Origin of the sequence: Niabella beijingensis (assembly GCF_020034665.1) — a bacterium.
In the GTDB taxonomy this organism is placed as follows: Bacteria; Bacteroidota; Bacteroidia; order Chitinophagales; family Chitinophagaceae; genus Niabella; species Niabella beijingensis.
Map to the genome: position 1 here is coordinate 1,773,131 of NZ_JAIQDI010000002.1, position 14,552 is coordinate 1,787,682.

The window sequence follows — 14,552 nt, forward strand, 5'->3', positions numbered from 1 at the left end:
TTGAGAAACAGCATTCAGCTTTCATTTTAAAGGCAATATTCAGCACACACCTGTTTGATCGCTGAAGTCTGATAAGGTAAAATAAAAATATGAACAGAAAACGTTTTATTCAACATACCGCACTGGGTATGGCAGGGGCTTTCTATCTTCCCGAATGGCTGATAAAAAACAATGTGGTATTGGGGCATGGCAATAGACGTTACCGGCTGAATGTACGCTGGAGCCAGGCAGATGTGGCCCGGTACCCTGTGAATGATTGTCATGAAATGGTACAGGATCGCAAAGGCCGTATCCTGCTGCTGACCAACGAAACAAAGAACAATATTATTATCTATGACAAGAACGGCAAGCTGCTGAACACCTGGGGTACCGAATACCCGGGAGCGCACGGGCTTACTCTTTTTAATGAAAACGGAACGGATGTATTGTTTATTTGCGACAATAAAAGGCACCAGGTCATCAAAACAACGATCGACGGCAAGGTACTGCTGGTGCTGGATTATCCGAAAGAGACCGGACAATACAGTAACGCCGAAGAATACATCCCTACCGAAACAACCATCGCCCCTAACGGCGATATTTACGTAGTGGATGGATATGGAAAGGATTATGTGATCCAGTATGATCTTAAAGGCCGTTATATCCGCCATTTCGGCGGCAGGGGCAACAATCCGGAACACCTGCTGAACGCGCATGGCATCTGCATCGATCACCGGAATAAAAAGCCGGTGCTCATCGTAACATCGCGCAGGCAGAATGCATTCAAAAGGTACACTATGGAAGGTACCTATATTGATACCATTGCGATGCCCGGTGCCTGGGTTTGCCGCCCGGTAATCCATGGCGATTATTTATATGCTGCCGTACTACAAAGCAACAGCAAACAGGATCAGAAATCCGGTTTTATAACCATACTCAATAAAAACAACCAGGTAATATCCAATCCGGCCGGCACTGCACCCAGGTATACAGAAGGCCGGTTGCAGGAGTTGTACCAAACCGATCCCGTCTTCCAATACCCGCATGATGTCTGTGTGGATGATGAGGAGAACCTGTATGTGGCACAATGGAATTCCGGCAGGGTATATCCCTACAAACTGGAGCCGGTAGTTTAAAATATTGAAGCGAGCAAACGAACCAATCATGAAGCAGTTGAAATGGCGGGAGATTATTTATAACGGATGCATTGCACTTAATTGCCTGTTGTTATTTTTAGTACTCTTTGACCGCTACCTGCAGGTCCCTGCTTTTCTGCAGGTGCTGGGGAGGGCGCATCCGCTGGTACTGCATTTTCCTATAGTGTTACTGCTGATCGTTTTTTTATTTGAAATACGGATCCGCTCCTCCCGGCAGACCGGGCCTAAAGACATCGCCGATGGCCTGTTGCTGGCGGCCTCCCTTACCACCGTAATTGCGGCACTGATGGGACTTCTTTTATCAAAAGAAGAGGGATACGATCCTGTGGCTATCAACGTGCATAAATGGATGGGGATCCTTTGTTCCTTTATCAGCTTTTTATGGTACACGTTCCGCAACCGGATACGTATGTATAGCAGTGCGATCATTACCACCGGCCTTTTATCCACCATCGTATTATTGGTGGCCGGACATAAAGGTGCAATGATCACACACGGAGATGATTTTCTCTTATCACCTGTAACGGACGGGAATGAACGTCCGGAAGTGCGATTGGAAGAAGCAGTGCTTTACACACACCTGGTACAGCCGGTTCTGGAAAACAAATGCATGGGTTGTCATAACAGCAATAAGGCCAAAGGTGAGCTGATAATGGAAACGACAAAACTGTTGCTAAAAGGAGGAAAGAACGGGAAGCTATGGGATACTGCCGCGGCTGATCTCGGCTTAATGATGCAGCGCATTCATCTGCCGCTTGAAAACAAGGAACACATGCCCCCCAAAGGTAAACCCCAGCTCACCGGGGAAGAAGCAAGGATCCTTTATTTATGGATAAGGGACGGGGCCAGTTTTACCAAAAAAGTAACCGACCTGCCGGGTACGGATTCCCTGCGGATGATCGCAGCGGCGTTCTTTAAAAGCAATGATACCGAGGTTTATGATTTCGCCGGTGCAGATGAAAAACTGATTGCCGGTCTTAATACGGAATATCGTGTTATAACACCCCTGGCACAGGGCTCACCTGCCCTTGCTGTAAACTTTTATGGCAGCTCCCGGTTCAAGTCCGAACAATTGAAAGAACTGGAAAAGATCCGGGACAATATCGTATCCTTACAACTGGCCAGGATGCCCGTCACCGATGAAGATCTCAAGATGATCGGGAGCTTTACCAACTTACGGAACCTCAATCTGGCGTTTACTTCCATCAGGGGGGAAGGGCTTCAACACCTGAGCAACCTGAAACAGCTCCGGCAGCTGTCACTTTCCGGAACCGGTATCCGGCCAGGACAATTAAATGCCCTTGCATCACTGAAACAGCTTAAAACGATACAGATCTGGAATACGGCCTTTACGGGTAACGACCTTGCAGCACTGAAAAACAGTTTTCCCAAAACAATTTTTGATATCGGGTACAAAGGTGATACGGTGATCGCCAAATTGAGTGCTCCTGTTTTTAAAACAGAGCAACGGATCTTTCAGCAAACACTTGCCCTCGAAATCAAAAATCCCATAAAGGGCGCGGTGGTGCGGTATACATTGGATGGCAGCGAACCGGACAGTCTTACCTCCCCGGTCTATAAACAGCCGGTTACGATAACTGCGGCTACTACCATCAAAGCGCGGTCCTATCTGCCGGGATGGATCACCAGTGACCTGGCAACGGAAAGCTTTTATAAAAGCAGCATCCGGCCAGACAGTATCTACCTCATCACACAACCTGAAAAAGAGTACCGGGTGCGGGCCCGCGAAGGAAAACTACTTCTTGATCAGCAACTCGGAAAGGAGAATTTCGGTACAACGGAATGGATCGGTTATAAGGAAGTCCCATTTGAAGCCTACCTGTTCTTTAAAGAACCGGCCACTATTGGTTCGGTTACTTTTAATACGTTGGTTGCTACGGACAGTTATATTATGCCGGCCCGTGAAATTGAGATCTGGGGTGGTAACACCACCGGATCTTTAAAACTGCTGGGGCGTTCAAAGCCGCCGCAGCCGAAAGCGGCCGTTCCGGCCTACACCACCGGTTATGAATGTCCGCTTCCCTCCCTTCCCGTTTCGGTGCTTAAGATCATTGCAAAACCGCTGGAGCACCTGCCCGCCTGGCATAAAGGAAAAGGTGAAAAAGGCTGGGTATTCCTGGATGAGCTATTGCTAAATTAAATTTCGGTTATTTTTCTGCACAATAGCCTACCAATGCCCCTTACAGTGAAATCTTAACTGCAACATGCATAGGGATGTACAAAAATAAGTGCCCCTGCCCCCGGCAGAAATCGTTTACTAAAATCCCGGTCGTACCGGAGGTCCACCGCTGTTATCCAGGGTATCCGCATACCTGTGATCTGCGCAAGGGCACTGGTTATGTTGCATCCGTTTGAAATGATTATAGAAAAAGAGGGGGCTTTAATACCCTGTTGTTTTAAAGAGCAATTTCGGGACCAATTTTATATTATGGTACCCCGCTCATTAAAAAAAGCTTCCGCCGGTGTTTTATAAAGATTATAACTGGGTATTTTTATCGGTCAACAAAACCGTATCAGATCAGTTTTATCAGGATCTTTATACTCCATATGATCACCAGCAGCCCCACTAAAATAAAGGAGGTTTTCCGGGGCAACCTTCCAGCGAGCTTTGCCGCCAGTGGTGCCGCGATCAATCCCCCGACAATCAGCCCAAGAATGGTTTGCCAGTGACTTACACCCAGCAGGATAAAAAAGGTAAAGGCGCTGGAAAGAGTAACAAAAAATTCTGTAAGACTTACGGACCCGATCACATATTTAGGACTGCGTCCCTTGGTGATCAGTGTTGTGGTAACAATAGGCCCCCATCCGCCGCCGCCAAAGGAGTCAAAAAAGCCTCCGGCACCTGCCAGCGCACGATAGTATTTAAATTTCTTTTTTGCGATCTGTTTACGAAAGGCATTGTACAGGATCTTCAGTCCCAGGAACAGGGTATAAAAAGCAAGCACCGGACGCACCCAATCGCTGTATTTTTCCCCCAGGTATACCAGCAGCACCGCGCCCCCGATGGCACCGATCACTCCGGGTATCAGCAATGCTTTAAACAGTTTTTTATTTACATTACCAAACTTATAATGGCTGTATCCGGAAGCGCCGCTGGCAAACATTTCTGCCGTATGGATGCTTCCGCTGATGGCAGCAGGATTTACACCGGCTGATAATAATATCGTAGCACTGGTTACACCGTACCCCATACCCAGCGCGCCGTCCACCAGCTGTGCCACAAAACCGGCGGCCAGCATGATCAGGAACGACTGTCCGAGCGAGTTATAAAGTACCACAGCCTGCTCCTTTATGGCATCAAAAGGCCAGTAGGAAAATACCAGGTGCCCGATCAGCATAAAGGTAAAGGCTGCCAATGCATAGGTTGCGATCCTTTTGGAGGAAAACTTCTCTTTTTCCCGTACAACATGTGAATTCAGGATAGCGTCACCGGTACGTTTTTTATATTCAAGGGCCCCATCAACACTTAAAAATCCGTTTTCTTCCGCATCGTTGATGATCCTGTCCGTAATCTCCGGGTCTGTTTCTGCGATCACCACCAGACCAGCCTGTAAAAGATCCTCTGATTCATAAGGACGTTCTTCCAGCCGGATCGATGAATGTATTGCCGCCAGTGCCTGGATGGATTCATGGAATCGGGCTGCTACCATTTTTACAGCTGGTTCCGGTGTCTCCGCCAGGAGCTTCTGCAGCTGCAACAGGGCAGTGTTCCCGCCGCCCAAGATCACCGTGGTCAGACCGCGTATTTTTAAAAAAAAGGAAACCTCTTGTTTTGAAATACTATCGCTGCTTTTTACTAAAACCTCATTCATAAATTATGTGATAACGCCCTGAAGCCTGTTTTTAATTTGCGGCGAAGATAGCTTAATTTTCAATTAGTCTACCAATTTTATAGATTTTAAAAATGTATACCTGCTTCACGAAGTTTACTGTAGGAAAACGTTTGATTAAGTGATTTTAAAGTGTATATTATGAATATTTATTTAATAATTATCAATAAATTACAAAATTTATACTCTTTTAAATTAGAAATAAATTACGCATTTTAATCCCGATGGAACCCGTCGTTGATAAACTAAAAGAAATGATGCCCGTATTCAGGCCTGGCCTCTCAGTAGGTAACTTCCGGTGGTGAAAAATCCTGCAGCGTTGGCAAGGCGGATTGTTTTTCAGTTGTTTTCTCCTCCCCGATCACTTTGTCTGTTTCATATGCCTTTTTTATTGTGACCTTATTTCCGGTGGACAGATTGTAGTCAATATACGCTATATAACCCGCAAGGGCCTGTACTGATTGATACCCGATCAATTTAAAATGGCCTTTTTGAAAACGGAACTTATGCGTTAGATTTCCCCGGATCAGTTGATTGCTAAAGATCAGGATGCCGTTCCTGATTTCAAGGTTTTCGAGGATCGTTACTGTCCGGGCATCGCCTTCCGGATGCCTGGGCATCACCGCTTTTGTGCTGGTCAGTACTTTTTTATAATTCCCCTTCTGATCCTGGAAAAAGATCTCAAGAAGATAGGGATGATACCTGCTGGAAGTATCTTCTTTTACGATCACCCGGTCGGCCTTCTGATCGCCGTTCAGGTCGCCATTGATCTTATACACGATGTTATCATAGTTATTCTGTCCGGATAAACCGGAAAAAAAGAGCAAAAAGATCAGCAGTACCGGAATTGTTTTTTTCATATGATATGTATTGCAGCTCCGTTGTCCTACAGCGACTTCAGTGTTCCTTGGTCCCAGGCGTAAAGTTTTTTTGAAATGGTGTAGGCATTCACCGCATAGATCTGGCCCGCAATGTCCTGCAGACTTTCAACGCTTTCCGTATCCTGATCTCCGCAGATCATCAGCTCATCCCTGGACGGGAGCGCTACCACCGGGTTGCCGTTGATCCGTATGGAGGGAAGGATCTCATCCAGTAACAATACCAGTGAGGCATCATAGTTATTATCCAGACGGATGGCATAACGGCCTCCGCCACCTTCAAAAACGGCTTCCTTTAATTTTGCCCTCAGGTTTTGCAGTGCTGCCTGATGCAGGCCCGCGGCATCCGGGAAACCGGCTTCGCTGATCTCTGCCGGACTGAGATAGGACATGCCACCCGGCGTATCGTTTACATATACCACGATGAGGTCATCCCCTAACGGCTGCAGGGCAAACCTTACAGCAGCCTCAGCAGCCGTTCCTCCGGCAGACTCGTATTGTTTGCGAACCGTATCCAGCCATTGCAGCGATTTGATCACCGGTAATATATGGGCTTTCTCCAGCGATTGTATATTATCCGCCCGGTCCATATCGGCCGCCAGCGTATTGATATGTTCCTCAATCACGGCATTCCGGTTCAGCGGCGAAGGATCATCTATACAGCGGGTGACCATATTACCCACAAAAGAACTCATAACAACGCCTCCCGGGCTGGTACTCACAATCCGCGTTTGCGCTGCATCTGGTCCCCATTCGATGGTCGTTTTTGTATTCAGTGCTTTGGAAATGGAGCCGGCAAAAAGCTCCGTAAGCTGCTGCCAGTTAAGCGTGTCCTTTTTTTTCCCAAAGATGTTTTTAAAGATGTTCATCAGGAGCTTTTATGGTTCAACAATACATAGCTCTCGCAATTTATTGTTTTTTTTAACCTGATGCAATAGTATTCGGCGGCTTTTCCGGAACGGACCCGTTTGCGAACCCTTACAGCCCATTGCTACAACAAACCCTTTTCCTTCCGCAGCACGGCTTCATCCTCATGTGAAATATACATAATGATGCGGGGGCCTTCCCGCGACAGATGCACATAGTAGGTAATATCAAAGGGAACCGGCTCTTCGCCGGTTTTTTCAAAGACGGCACCCCAGGTAATGGAAACCTGACTGTAGCTATCACTGATACGGGCTTCCGCAAACCGCAGTATCCGCAGCTGTTGCAGTCCTGACCGAAGTTGTTGCTGCTGCAGCTGTTGCAGCCATTCCAGAAAACTTTCATCATTTTTAAAAACTGCATGGCCCTCCGGACCGGCTGCAATAAAATCGGCGGCATACATGGTGGTAAGCAGGCTCAGGTCGTTTTTGTCGTTTGCTGCGGCATAGTTCTCAAAAAAAGCACGCAGGTTTCGGGTTGATTTCATAAAAGATAAATTATAACACAGCGATCCCAGTCTGATGGGTCTTTCGAAAATGGCACAAAGACTGTACCAGCGCCACCCGTATAAAACAGCAGGAACCTGTCAATTTATGGTGAAAGACTATGAAGGAAAAGTTGGCGCGTATATCCGGATCCGCTCCGGTCAGAATAAGAACGGGGGAACAACCGGAGGCAGGTATTCATAGTCCGGTTCCTCATACGGTATCCCATTGATAAAATTTACAAGATCACGGGTGAGCCGTTCCCGGTGTGTATAAAAGAGTCCGTGCGGTGCTCCTGCATAAACGGCGTACCCGGCATCAGGAAAATATTGTTTTAACCGGTCCGCGCTGGCCTCCCTGGGAACAATCAGGTCCTCTGCCCCGTGGACCAGCAGCAAGGGAAGATCAATGGTGCCCAGTTCATCCCTGAAATCAGTACCTGAAAAGTTTTTAATACAGGCAAGGGTTGAATGCTGAGGTGCATGCGCTGCGAGGTCCCGATAATATTCCATCAATGGTTTACTGATCGTCCGGTCGAGCAGCGCGGTACCAAAGAACTGTTTAAAAAAACTGTCAAGAAAACCGATCCGGTCACTTTTTATTTTTGAGATCATGTCGTCAAATACATCGGCGCGGACACCTTCAGGATTGTCCGCCGTTTGTATCAGAAAAGGAAGTATTGTACTGACAAGTACGGCACTGCTTACACGGCTTCTTCCATAATTCTTAAGATAGCGGATCACTTCTCCCCCTCCCATGGAAAAACCTACGAGCACTGCATTCCTCAGGTCAAGTTGCACCAGCAGCTCGTTCAGGTCTGCTGCCAGCGTATCATAATCGTATCCTGTCCAGGGCTTGCTGCTGCGGCCGGATCCGCGCCGGTCGTATTTGATCACCCTGTTCCCGTTATCAACGATACCCGCCAGCTGATATTCCCACATTTCCATACTCAGCGGCCATCCGTGAATGAGCACCACAGGTTGCCCCTGGCCGTAATCAAAAAAAGCAATACGGATCTCATCTCCTGATATTGCGTCATTAAATGTAATCGCTTTCATACTTCCGTTTCTTTGATTAACAATAGGCATCATTACCGCATACAGGATTCCGGGTTACTTTCCAAACAGCAGCGAGCATACGAACAGTACCACAAATATGAAAAAAAGGATCTTTGCTATTTTTGCAGCTCCTGCCGCTACTCCTGTAAAGCCAAAGATCCCTGCTATCACCGCAACAATTAAAAAGATGATGGTCCATGTAAGCATAACGCAGGTTTTCATTTAAGAATGGATAGGTACCTTAATTCTGTAATAATTCGCTATGAACTGCAGTTCTAAAATGATGCCAACGTAAACGGGGTCCGGTTAATGAAAGACCTTAACGCCTTTTTCTAAAAAAACATGCCTGCGATGGAAAACTTTTACTAATTGCTGTAAGGCTGCTGCCGGCTATTGCAGAATCTTTTACCCATAGTGAGGAAGGTGCGCAACAGCCCCGCTACGGCCATACAGGGATGTGGTTTCTTTTAAGAAATCCAACAACAAACTCTTTGGACAATGGTGTTATTCGGTTCTGAGGCTCTTTACGGGATTAACGATCGCAGCCTTAAATACCTGGTAACTTGTTGAAAGCAGACTGATCATGACCATGCCAATACCTGCAAGAACAAAATTCCATACCGACAAACCCACGCGGTACTGATATTGATGCAGCCATGCGTTCATATAATACCATGATACCGGGATGGCAACGAGCACGGCGATGGCCACCAGAAAAACAAATTCTTTTGACAGCAGGCGGCAGAGACCCAATACCGATGCTCCCAGTACCTTTCGTATCCCGATCTCCTTTATCCGTTGTTCTGCCATAAAAGCGGCGAGACCAAATAATCCAAGACAGCTGATAAAAATAGCCAGGCCCGTAAAGATCCCTGTCAGCGTTCCGATACGTTGTTCTGCTTCGAACTTAGTGGCATATTCGTCATCCACAAAATGATATTCAAAAGGGTTGACAGGATCGTATTTCCTGGTAACTGTTTCTATGGCGGCCAGCGCTGCTTTCATGGAAACGGACGGACGGACACGGATGGTCAGAAAATTCAGCCGCTGATCATTTCTATTACTGCCCAGGTAAAATATCATCTGCCGTACGGGTGTATAAGGAGACTGCAGCACCATATCGTTTACCACACCGATGATTTTAAAACTCCCGTTATCGCCCCATTTCATAACTGCTCCTACAGGGTGTTTAAGTCCCATATATTTTGCAGCAGCCTCATTAATAACAAAGCCTGTCGAATCGGACGGGAACGCCTTTGAAAAATCCCTGCCCTCTTTTATTTTCCAGTTGACCGTTTCTCCAAATTCCTGACTGATGCGTACTGTTGAAAACTCATCCTGCATGCCCGGGTTCTTTCCTTCCCAGTCAAAACCACTGTTGGTCACCCATGCGGCAGTAACGGGAGATTCCGATGCAGCAAGGCTTTGAATCGTACCTGTACGGGACAGCGCATCGCGGTATGCCTCATAGTGCTTCCAGAGTTCGGCTGATTTTATCGGTACAGTTACCAGGCCTTCCCTGCTGTATCCTACCGGACGTTCTTTTGCAAACCGGATCTGCTGAAAGATCACAACAGTACCTACAATCAGAAGAACGGTTATCGAAAACTGAAGGACAATCAACAGCTTCCGCGGAACAACAGCAAAATAGCCCGCTTTGAATGTTCCTTTCAGCACCTTAACCGGGCGGAATGAAGATAAATAGAGCGCAGGATACAGTCCGGCAATGATCCCGGTCAGTATAACAAAGCCGGTACCGGTAAGCCAGAACCAGCTATTGCCCCAGGGGATCTTTATATTTTTTACTGCTATGGTATTGAAAAAGGGTAATGCTATTTGTGTTAGCAGCAGTGCCAGCAGGAATGCGATAGCAGTTACCAGTAACGATTCGGAAAAAAAACGGATCGCCAGCTGGCTCCGTAACGAGCCGATCGTTTTCAGCACACCAACTTCCTTTGCCCGTTTCTCAGAACGTGCCGTGCTCAGGTTCATAAAATTGATGCAGGCCAGCAGCAGCACAAAGATGCCCACAATACTAAAGATGCGGACATATTGGATGCGGCCTCCGCTATTGACACCATTCTCAAATCCATAGTACAAATGCCAGCGGCTCATAGGATGCAGGAACAGCTCCGGTTTAAAACGGGCATCATCATCTTCTTTTAATACCCGGCGCAACTTGGCGTATTTTATATTCTCCGATACCTGCGACATCGTTGCCCGCCCGGAAACCTGTACCAGCACCTGGAACCAGCTGTTTCCCCATGTCAGTCGCTTATATACGCTGTCACTATTGATCATTAACTCCCAGGGAGCAATAAAGCCCAGATTCCCGAATGACGAATTAAGCGGAAGGTCTTCGTAGACACCGGTCACTTTAACAGGAAGTTTGTTATCAATAAGCAGGATACGGTTCAGCGGATCAGCATCCGCAAAATAAGACTCGGCAACGGATCTGGAAAGCAATATGGAATGTGGATCCGTAAGCCCGGCCCTCGAGCCGCTTATCATTTTGAGCTGTAACATATCGGTAATGCCCGGTTCCATATAGTTACCGCTTTTTACGAGCCGTTTATTTTCAAAAGACAACAGATGATCGCCCGGCCAGGAGGTCATTATTACATGTTTGAACTGGTTGCCATAGGTCTGCCTTAGTTCCGGCCCCAACTGCTTTGCTTGGCCATCCCAGGTCTGGATATCACCATTGAACGTTTGATTCTGCATTACCCGAGCAATCGAGGAATAGTTTTCAAACTGCCGGTCAAATGTGTATTCTTCCCAAACCCAGAGCCCGATCAGCAGGGCAACGGAAAGACCCACAGACAGGCCTGCGATATTTATAAATGACTGGATCCTGTTTCTGCGCAGATTGCGCCAGGCCAGTTTCAAATGATTTTTAATCATGATCAGGATTTATTTGCAGGTTCAGGAAGCTACCCGTTTCAAATCGCGTTCTTTTTGAAGATCCTTTTCAGCTGTGCTTCAGCCGCCTCACCGGATGGTGCATTTATTTCGGTCGTCCACAGCCGCTTTAATTGCTGATAAAGATCCCGCCATTCCTCCGACCGGAGGCAGGCATCGAATGCCTGGCTGTCCGCTGCCGTTAACTCTCCTGAGAGTGCCCGCGCCATCAGCAAAAAAAGATGGTCGTTTGATCCGATTACCATTCCGGGATGTTTTACGATCCAGCCCCGTTCTCCCAACCGTACTACTGTTTGCTGATTATACCATGACACACAGGAAAATGCATTTCGAAAACGGGCTGTTTAAAATACATCCATTTGAACTACCACAATCATGCAAAAACAGTAAATCACTCACTTTCAGTTTATTACAGACAGCACCTCTCTTTAGAACTGTCCGTATCCGGACAATTTCCGGCCGTTTTTGATACATTCGGAAGATGATAAAACAGCTGAAGTGCCCGCCGGTGGCCCGCGAAAGGGCTTTTAAAAAGGAGATCCGTTTATCCTGCTCCTTCTTTTCGCAGGAAAGCCGCAACTCCATTTGAGCTGCGGCTTTTATTCCCGGTTATTCATTCCGGTATTGTATCAGGCATCCGGTATTTCAGGTTCTACCAGTTTGGCCAGCTTTTCCAGCGATTCCTGCCATCCCAGGTAGCACATTTCCGCCGGGATAGCCGAAGGGATCCCTTCCTGTGTGATCCGTATCTCTGTACCCGCAATATTCTTTTTCAGCCAGACAGTAGTGATCATTTCGCCCGGCATGTTGGGGTCATCAAACTGATCGGTATATTTCAGGAACTCATTGGGTTTAAGTTCCAGGTATTTTCCACCAAAGGAGTGGCTGTTCCCTGTTGAAAAATTCTGGAATGACATTTTATAAGTGCCCCCAGTGGCCGCGGTCATTTCGTGAACGGTGCAAACAAATCCATACGGGGGCAGCCATGAAGCAATGGCCGGGGCTTCGGTAAAAGCACGGTAAATTTTTTCCGGTGATGTTTTAAGCACTCTGTGGAATGAAACATTATTGTCTGACATAAAATATTTTTTTGTTTCCTACTCATTTGGCTTTTCGGTTTCGCCCGTTTTTGAAGTGGTCGCTGCTCCACTGCTAAAGGTTTATCGTTTCATCTTCAGCACTACAAAAATGATAAGAAAATCCGGGTGGGACACTGGCTGCATACGACAATTAACCGGGCTATTTGCGTCCCCTGCCTGCTGCCGGTCGTATGATCCGATATTCACCTGTTTTGGATACCTTTAATAAAATTCTTCCATGCTTACCGGAATCAACCGGCTGCTTTGGCAACAATTCGGGGCTGCCATCGATATGCTGGAAAATGCGGTCACTGCCTGCCCTGAAGTTATTTGGGAAAATGATGCCGGATATTGCCAGCTGGCTCATCATACCATTTTTTTTCTGGATTACTATCTCTCCGATACTCCGAAAGAAGCCGACTATATTCCGCCTCCGCCCTTTACCAAATCTGAATTTGAAACGGTTGCTCCTTCGCTTCACTACACAAAAGCGGAACTGCTGATCTTTCTGCATACAGGAAAAAAGAAACTACATGAGCAATTGTTAAAACATACCGGCGAGGCATTGCTGGAAAACCGCTTTGTAAGTGAATACAAAGATTTCAGTTTATTTGAGCTGCTGCTTTATAATATGCGGCATGTCCAGCATCATGCCGCGCAGCTGAACCTGCGGCTGCGGCAGGCAGGGCACGCTCCGCCTGATTGGGTATCCGCTGCCACTGCCCCTTTCTGACCGGAAGCTGCCGAAAATTTTTTGGGTCTTCTTTTGTTAGCACCAGGATAAAGCCTCCGGAAATGATTTATCTCAAGAGTTGTGCCTTGTTACCTGGCTTGGGGAATGAGTCAGGATCACCGTCAAATATGGTTCAGGATTTTTTCTTTGCAGCGACTTTCTTTTTTGCAGGTGCTTTTTTCCTGGCCGGGGCTTTAGGAACCTTTGCGCCTTCTTCTCTTGCCTCGGAGAGTCCGATGGCGATCGCCTGTTTTTTACTGGTTACTTTCTTACCGCTTTTGCCACTTTTAAGCTTGCCTTGTTTTCTTTCATGCATCGCTTTCTCCACTTTTTCTCCTGCTTTTTTTGAATACGTTGCCATAACAACATGTTTAATGGATTACAGATACTTTATAAAATCAAAAACACTGCCATATCCATTTGATTTATTGATACTGTAAAACCGGGGTTTTGAAATGAGCATGCACGGGTTTGTTTGTGTAAATAAATCATCAGTTGTAGAGATCCTTCCTTATCTGACCGAGAAAGAACCTGTCATTAGCAATGCGGATATAGGATGGATCAGCCATTTTCTGCCATCCGGGATTCAGGCTCACGGAAATTTTTGGGATAGAAACCCGTCTTCCCGGCAATATAAGTGGAAAAAGAAGCAGTTGTCGAAAAACCCAGATCAAATGCGATCTCTTTTATAGATTTGCCAGAGCCCAGCAGCTGCCTTTTTGCTTCAAGCACTACCCTGCCATCAATAAGCTCCTTTGCGGTAAGCCCCAATTCTCGTTTAGCAAGTATATTCAGATAGTTGGGTGTTATGGCCAGCTTATCGGCGTAAAATCCTACTGCTTTAGATACGATAAAATGCGTTTCAATAAGATCAAGAAATCTTGAGATCAACGGATTTTTTTTTCCGGAACTGCTATCATCAGCAGCCCGGAGGTCGATAAACCGGCTAACCAGCAACAGCACCAGCCGGGTTCTAAGGATTACGATATTATAGTGGATAGCTTTATCCTCCAGTTCCTGTTTAATGAGATTCAGCTCACGGAACAGCTTCTCTGCCTGATCCGGTGGCGGGTCCACTACAGGATAATTGTTGATGTGCAGCGAAGAGAACCGTGTATCGGAAAGATACACTTCAACAAATTTTTTAGATAGGATGAGTTTATGGCCTTTCGCACCTTCGTCCGTTTTCCACGAGTGTATCTGCCCGGGAAAAGAAATATGAACCTGGTTGTCTCCCTCATTGTACTCAATAAAATCAACCGTATGCCAGCCCGAGCACTTTTCAAAAAAAATAAACACATAGGAATCCGGAGACCTGAAATTTGCCATTTCGCTGGCTCCGGCAACAGGTATGTAGGTTACACTGCCTGCAACCTGTGATTCCCATTCAAGATCCTTTTCAATATATTCCTCGTCCATTTACTTTTCCATTTTTAAATTAATACCCGTTAGCTGCCTTCGTAGATGCACAAAAATACAAATGGAG

Annotated in this window: 14 protein-coding genes; 3 read left to right on the top strand and 11 right to left on the bottom strand. The window is 46.6% G+C overall.

The genetic code is table 11. The features are described from left to right. Nucleotides 1–89 precede the first annotated feature (89 nt). Both K7B07_RS23490 and K7B07_RS23495 read left to right on the top strand, forming a co-directional pair. Nucleotides 90–1,115 carry a 6-bladed beta-propeller gene (locus K7B07_RS23490; protein ID WP_223712986.1) on the top strand — a complete coding sequence of 342 codons (1,026 nt, stop codon included), beginning with the start codon at nt 90–92 and terminating at the stop codon, nt 1,113–1,115. 28 nt (nt 1,116–1,143) lie between these two features. Then, nucleotides 1,144–3,297 (top strand): FN3 associated domain-containing protein, encoded by a 2,154-nt coding sequence (locus K7B07_RS23495; protein ID WP_223712987.1) that lies wholly within the window; start codon nt 1,144–1,146, stop codon nt 3,295–3,297. 373 nt (nt 3,298–3,670) lie between these two features. Here the strand turns inward: K7B07_RS23495 and K7B07_RS23500 are convergent, their stop codons facing one another. The 9 genes from K7B07_RS23500 to K7B07_RS23540 all read right to left on the bottom strand — a co-directional run bounded on the left by K7B07_RS23500 (nt 3,671) and on the right by K7B07_RS23540 (nt 12,333). Next, nucleotides 3,671–4,969, bottom strand: coding sequence for a TSUP family transporter (locus tag K7B07_RS23500; protein ID WP_223712988.1), 1,299 nt, complete (start codon nt 4,967–4,969; stop codon nt 3,671–3,673). Between the two features lie 299 nt (nt 4,970–5,268). Then, a complete protein-coding gene (locus K7B07_RS23505; protein WP_223712989.1) occupies nt 5,269–5,847 on the bottom strand; it encodes a hypothetical protein in 579 nt (192 codons plus the stop codon). A gap of 26 nt (nt 5,848–5,873) precedes the next feature. Next, on the bottom strand, nt 5,874–6,734 hold the full coding sequence (locus K7B07_RS23510; protein ID WP_223712990.1) for a DUF1444 domain-containing protein: 861 nt from the start codon (nt 6,732–6,734) through the stop codon (nt 5,874–5,876). A gap of 122 nt (nt 6,735–6,856) precedes the next feature. Beyond that, entirely contained in the window at nt 6,857–7,276 is a 420-nt protein-coding gene (locus K7B07_RS23515) for a ubiquitin family protein (RefSeq protein WP_223712991.1), read from the bottom strand. Between the two features lie 159 nt (nt 7,277–7,435). Then, the gene (locus tag K7B07_RS23520) at nt 7,436–8,332 is read right to left on the bottom strand and encodes an alpha/beta fold hydrolase (RefSeq protein WP_223712992.1); all 897 of its coding nucleotides are present in this window, start codon (nt 8,330–8,332) and stop codon (nt 7,436–7,438) included. A gap of 54 nt (nt 8,333–8,386) precedes the next feature. Next, entirely contained in the window at nt 8,387–8,539 is a 153-nt protein-coding gene (locus tag K7B07_RS23525; RefSeq protein ID WP_223712993.1) for a DUF1328 domain-containing protein, read from the bottom strand. Between the two features lie 297 nt (nt 8,540–8,836). Next, nucleotides 8,837–11,236, bottom strand: coding sequence for an ABC transporter permease (locus tag K7B07_RS23530; protein ID WP_223712994.1), 2,400 nt, complete (start codon nt 11,234–11,236; stop codon nt 8,837–8,839). A gap of 38 nt (nt 11,237–11,274) precedes the next feature. Continuing rightward, nucleotides 11,275–11,568, bottom strand: coding sequence for a hypothetical protein (locus K7B07_RS23535; RefSeq protein WP_223712995.1), 294 nt, complete (start codon nt 11,566–11,568; stop codon nt 11,275–11,277). Between the two features lie 315 nt (nt 11,569–11,883). Beyond that, nucleotides 11,884–12,333 carry an SRPBCC family protein gene (locus K7B07_RS23540; RefSeq protein WP_223712996.1) on the bottom strand — a complete coding sequence of 150 codons (450 nt, stop codon included), beginning with the start codon at nt 12,331–12,333 and terminating at the stop codon, nt 11,884–11,886. A gap of 238 nt (nt 12,334–12,571) precedes the next feature. Between K7B07_RS23540 and K7B07_RS23545 the strand changes: the two genes are divergently transcribed. Further along, a complete protein-coding gene (locus K7B07_RS23545) occupies nt 12,572–13,066 on the top strand; it encodes a DinB family protein (RefSeq protein WP_223712997.1) in 495 nt (164 codons plus the stop codon). Between the two features lie 133 nt (nt 13,067–13,199). On the opposite strand, the gene K7B07_RS23550 is transcribed toward K7B07_RS23545, so the two are convergent. Both K7B07_RS23550 and K7B07_RS23555 read right to left on the bottom strand, forming a co-directional pair. After that, the gene (locus tag K7B07_RS23550) at nt 13,200–13,427 is read right to left on the bottom strand and encodes a DUF6496 domain-containing protein (RefSeq protein ID WP_223712998.1); all 228 of its coding nucleotides are present in this window, start codon (nt 13,425–13,427) and stop codon (nt 13,200–13,202) included. 200 nt (nt 13,428–13,627) lie between these two features. Continuing rightward, nucleotides 13,628–14,485 carry an AraC family transcriptional regulator gene (locus K7B07_RS23555; RefSeq protein ID WP_223712999.1) on the bottom strand — a complete coding sequence of 286 codons (858 nt, stop codon included), beginning with the start codon at nt 14,483–14,485 and terminating at the stop codon, nt 13,628–13,630. Between the last annotated feature and the right edge of the window lie 67 nt (nt 14,486–14,552).

What these genes read in the sequence shown, in the direction of transcription:
- K7B07_RS23525 (WP_223712993.1), bottom strand. Translation starts at nt 8,539, where the DNA reads ATGCTTACATGGACCATCATCTTTTTAATTGTTGCGGTGATAGCAGGG.
- K7B07_RS23510 (WP_223712990.1), bottom strand. Translation starts at nt 6,734, where the DNA reads ATGAACATCTTTAAAAACATCTTTGGGAAAAAAAAGGACACGCTTAAC.
- K7B07_RS23495 (WP_223712987.1), top strand. Translation starts at nt 1,144, where the DNA reads ATGAAGCAGTTGAAATGGCGGGAGATTATTTATAACGGATGCATTGCA.
- K7B07_RS23555 (WP_223712999.1), bottom strand. Translation starts at nt 14,485, where the DNA reads ATGGACGAGGAATATATTGAAAAGGATCTTGAATGGGAATCACAGGTT.
- K7B07_RS23500 (WP_223712988.1), bottom strand. Translation starts at nt 4,969, where the DNA reads ATGAATGAGGTTTTAGTAAAAAGCAGCGATAGTATTTCAAAACAAGAG.
- K7B07_RS23530 (WP_223712994.1), bottom strand. Translation starts at nt 11,236, where the DNA reads ATGATTAAAAATCATTTGAAACTGGCCTGGCGCAATCTGCGCAGAAAC.
- K7B07_RS23490 (WP_223712986.1), top strand. Translation starts at nt 90, where the DNA reads ATGAACAGAAAACGTTTTATTCAACATACCGCACTGGGTATGGCAGGG.
- K7B07_RS23520 (WP_223712992.1), bottom strand. Translation starts at nt 8,332, where the DNA reads ATGAAAGCGATTACATTTAATGACGCAATATCAGGAGATGAGATCCGT.
- K7B07_RS23515 (WP_223712991.1), bottom strand. Translation starts at nt 7,276, where the DNA reads ATGAAATCAACCCGAAACCTGCGTGCTTTTTTTGAGAACTATGCCGCA.
- K7B07_RS23540 (WP_223712996.1), bottom strand. Translation starts at nt 12,333, where the DNA reads ATGTCAGACAATAATGTTTCATTCCACAGAGTGCTTAAAACATCACCG.
- K7B07_RS23505 (WP_223712989.1), bottom strand. Translation starts at nt 5,847, where the DNA reads ATGAAAAAAACAATTCCGGTACTGCTGATCTTTTTGCTCTTTTTTTCC.
- K7B07_RS23545 (WP_223712997.1), top strand. Translation starts at nt 12,572, where the DNA reads ATGCTTACCGGAATCAACCGGCTGCTTTGGCAACAATTCGGGGCTGCC.
- K7B07_RS23550 (WP_223712998.1), bottom strand. Translation starts at nt 13,427, where the DNA reads ATGGCAACGTATTCAAAAAAAGCAGGAGAAAAAGTGGAGAAAGCGATG.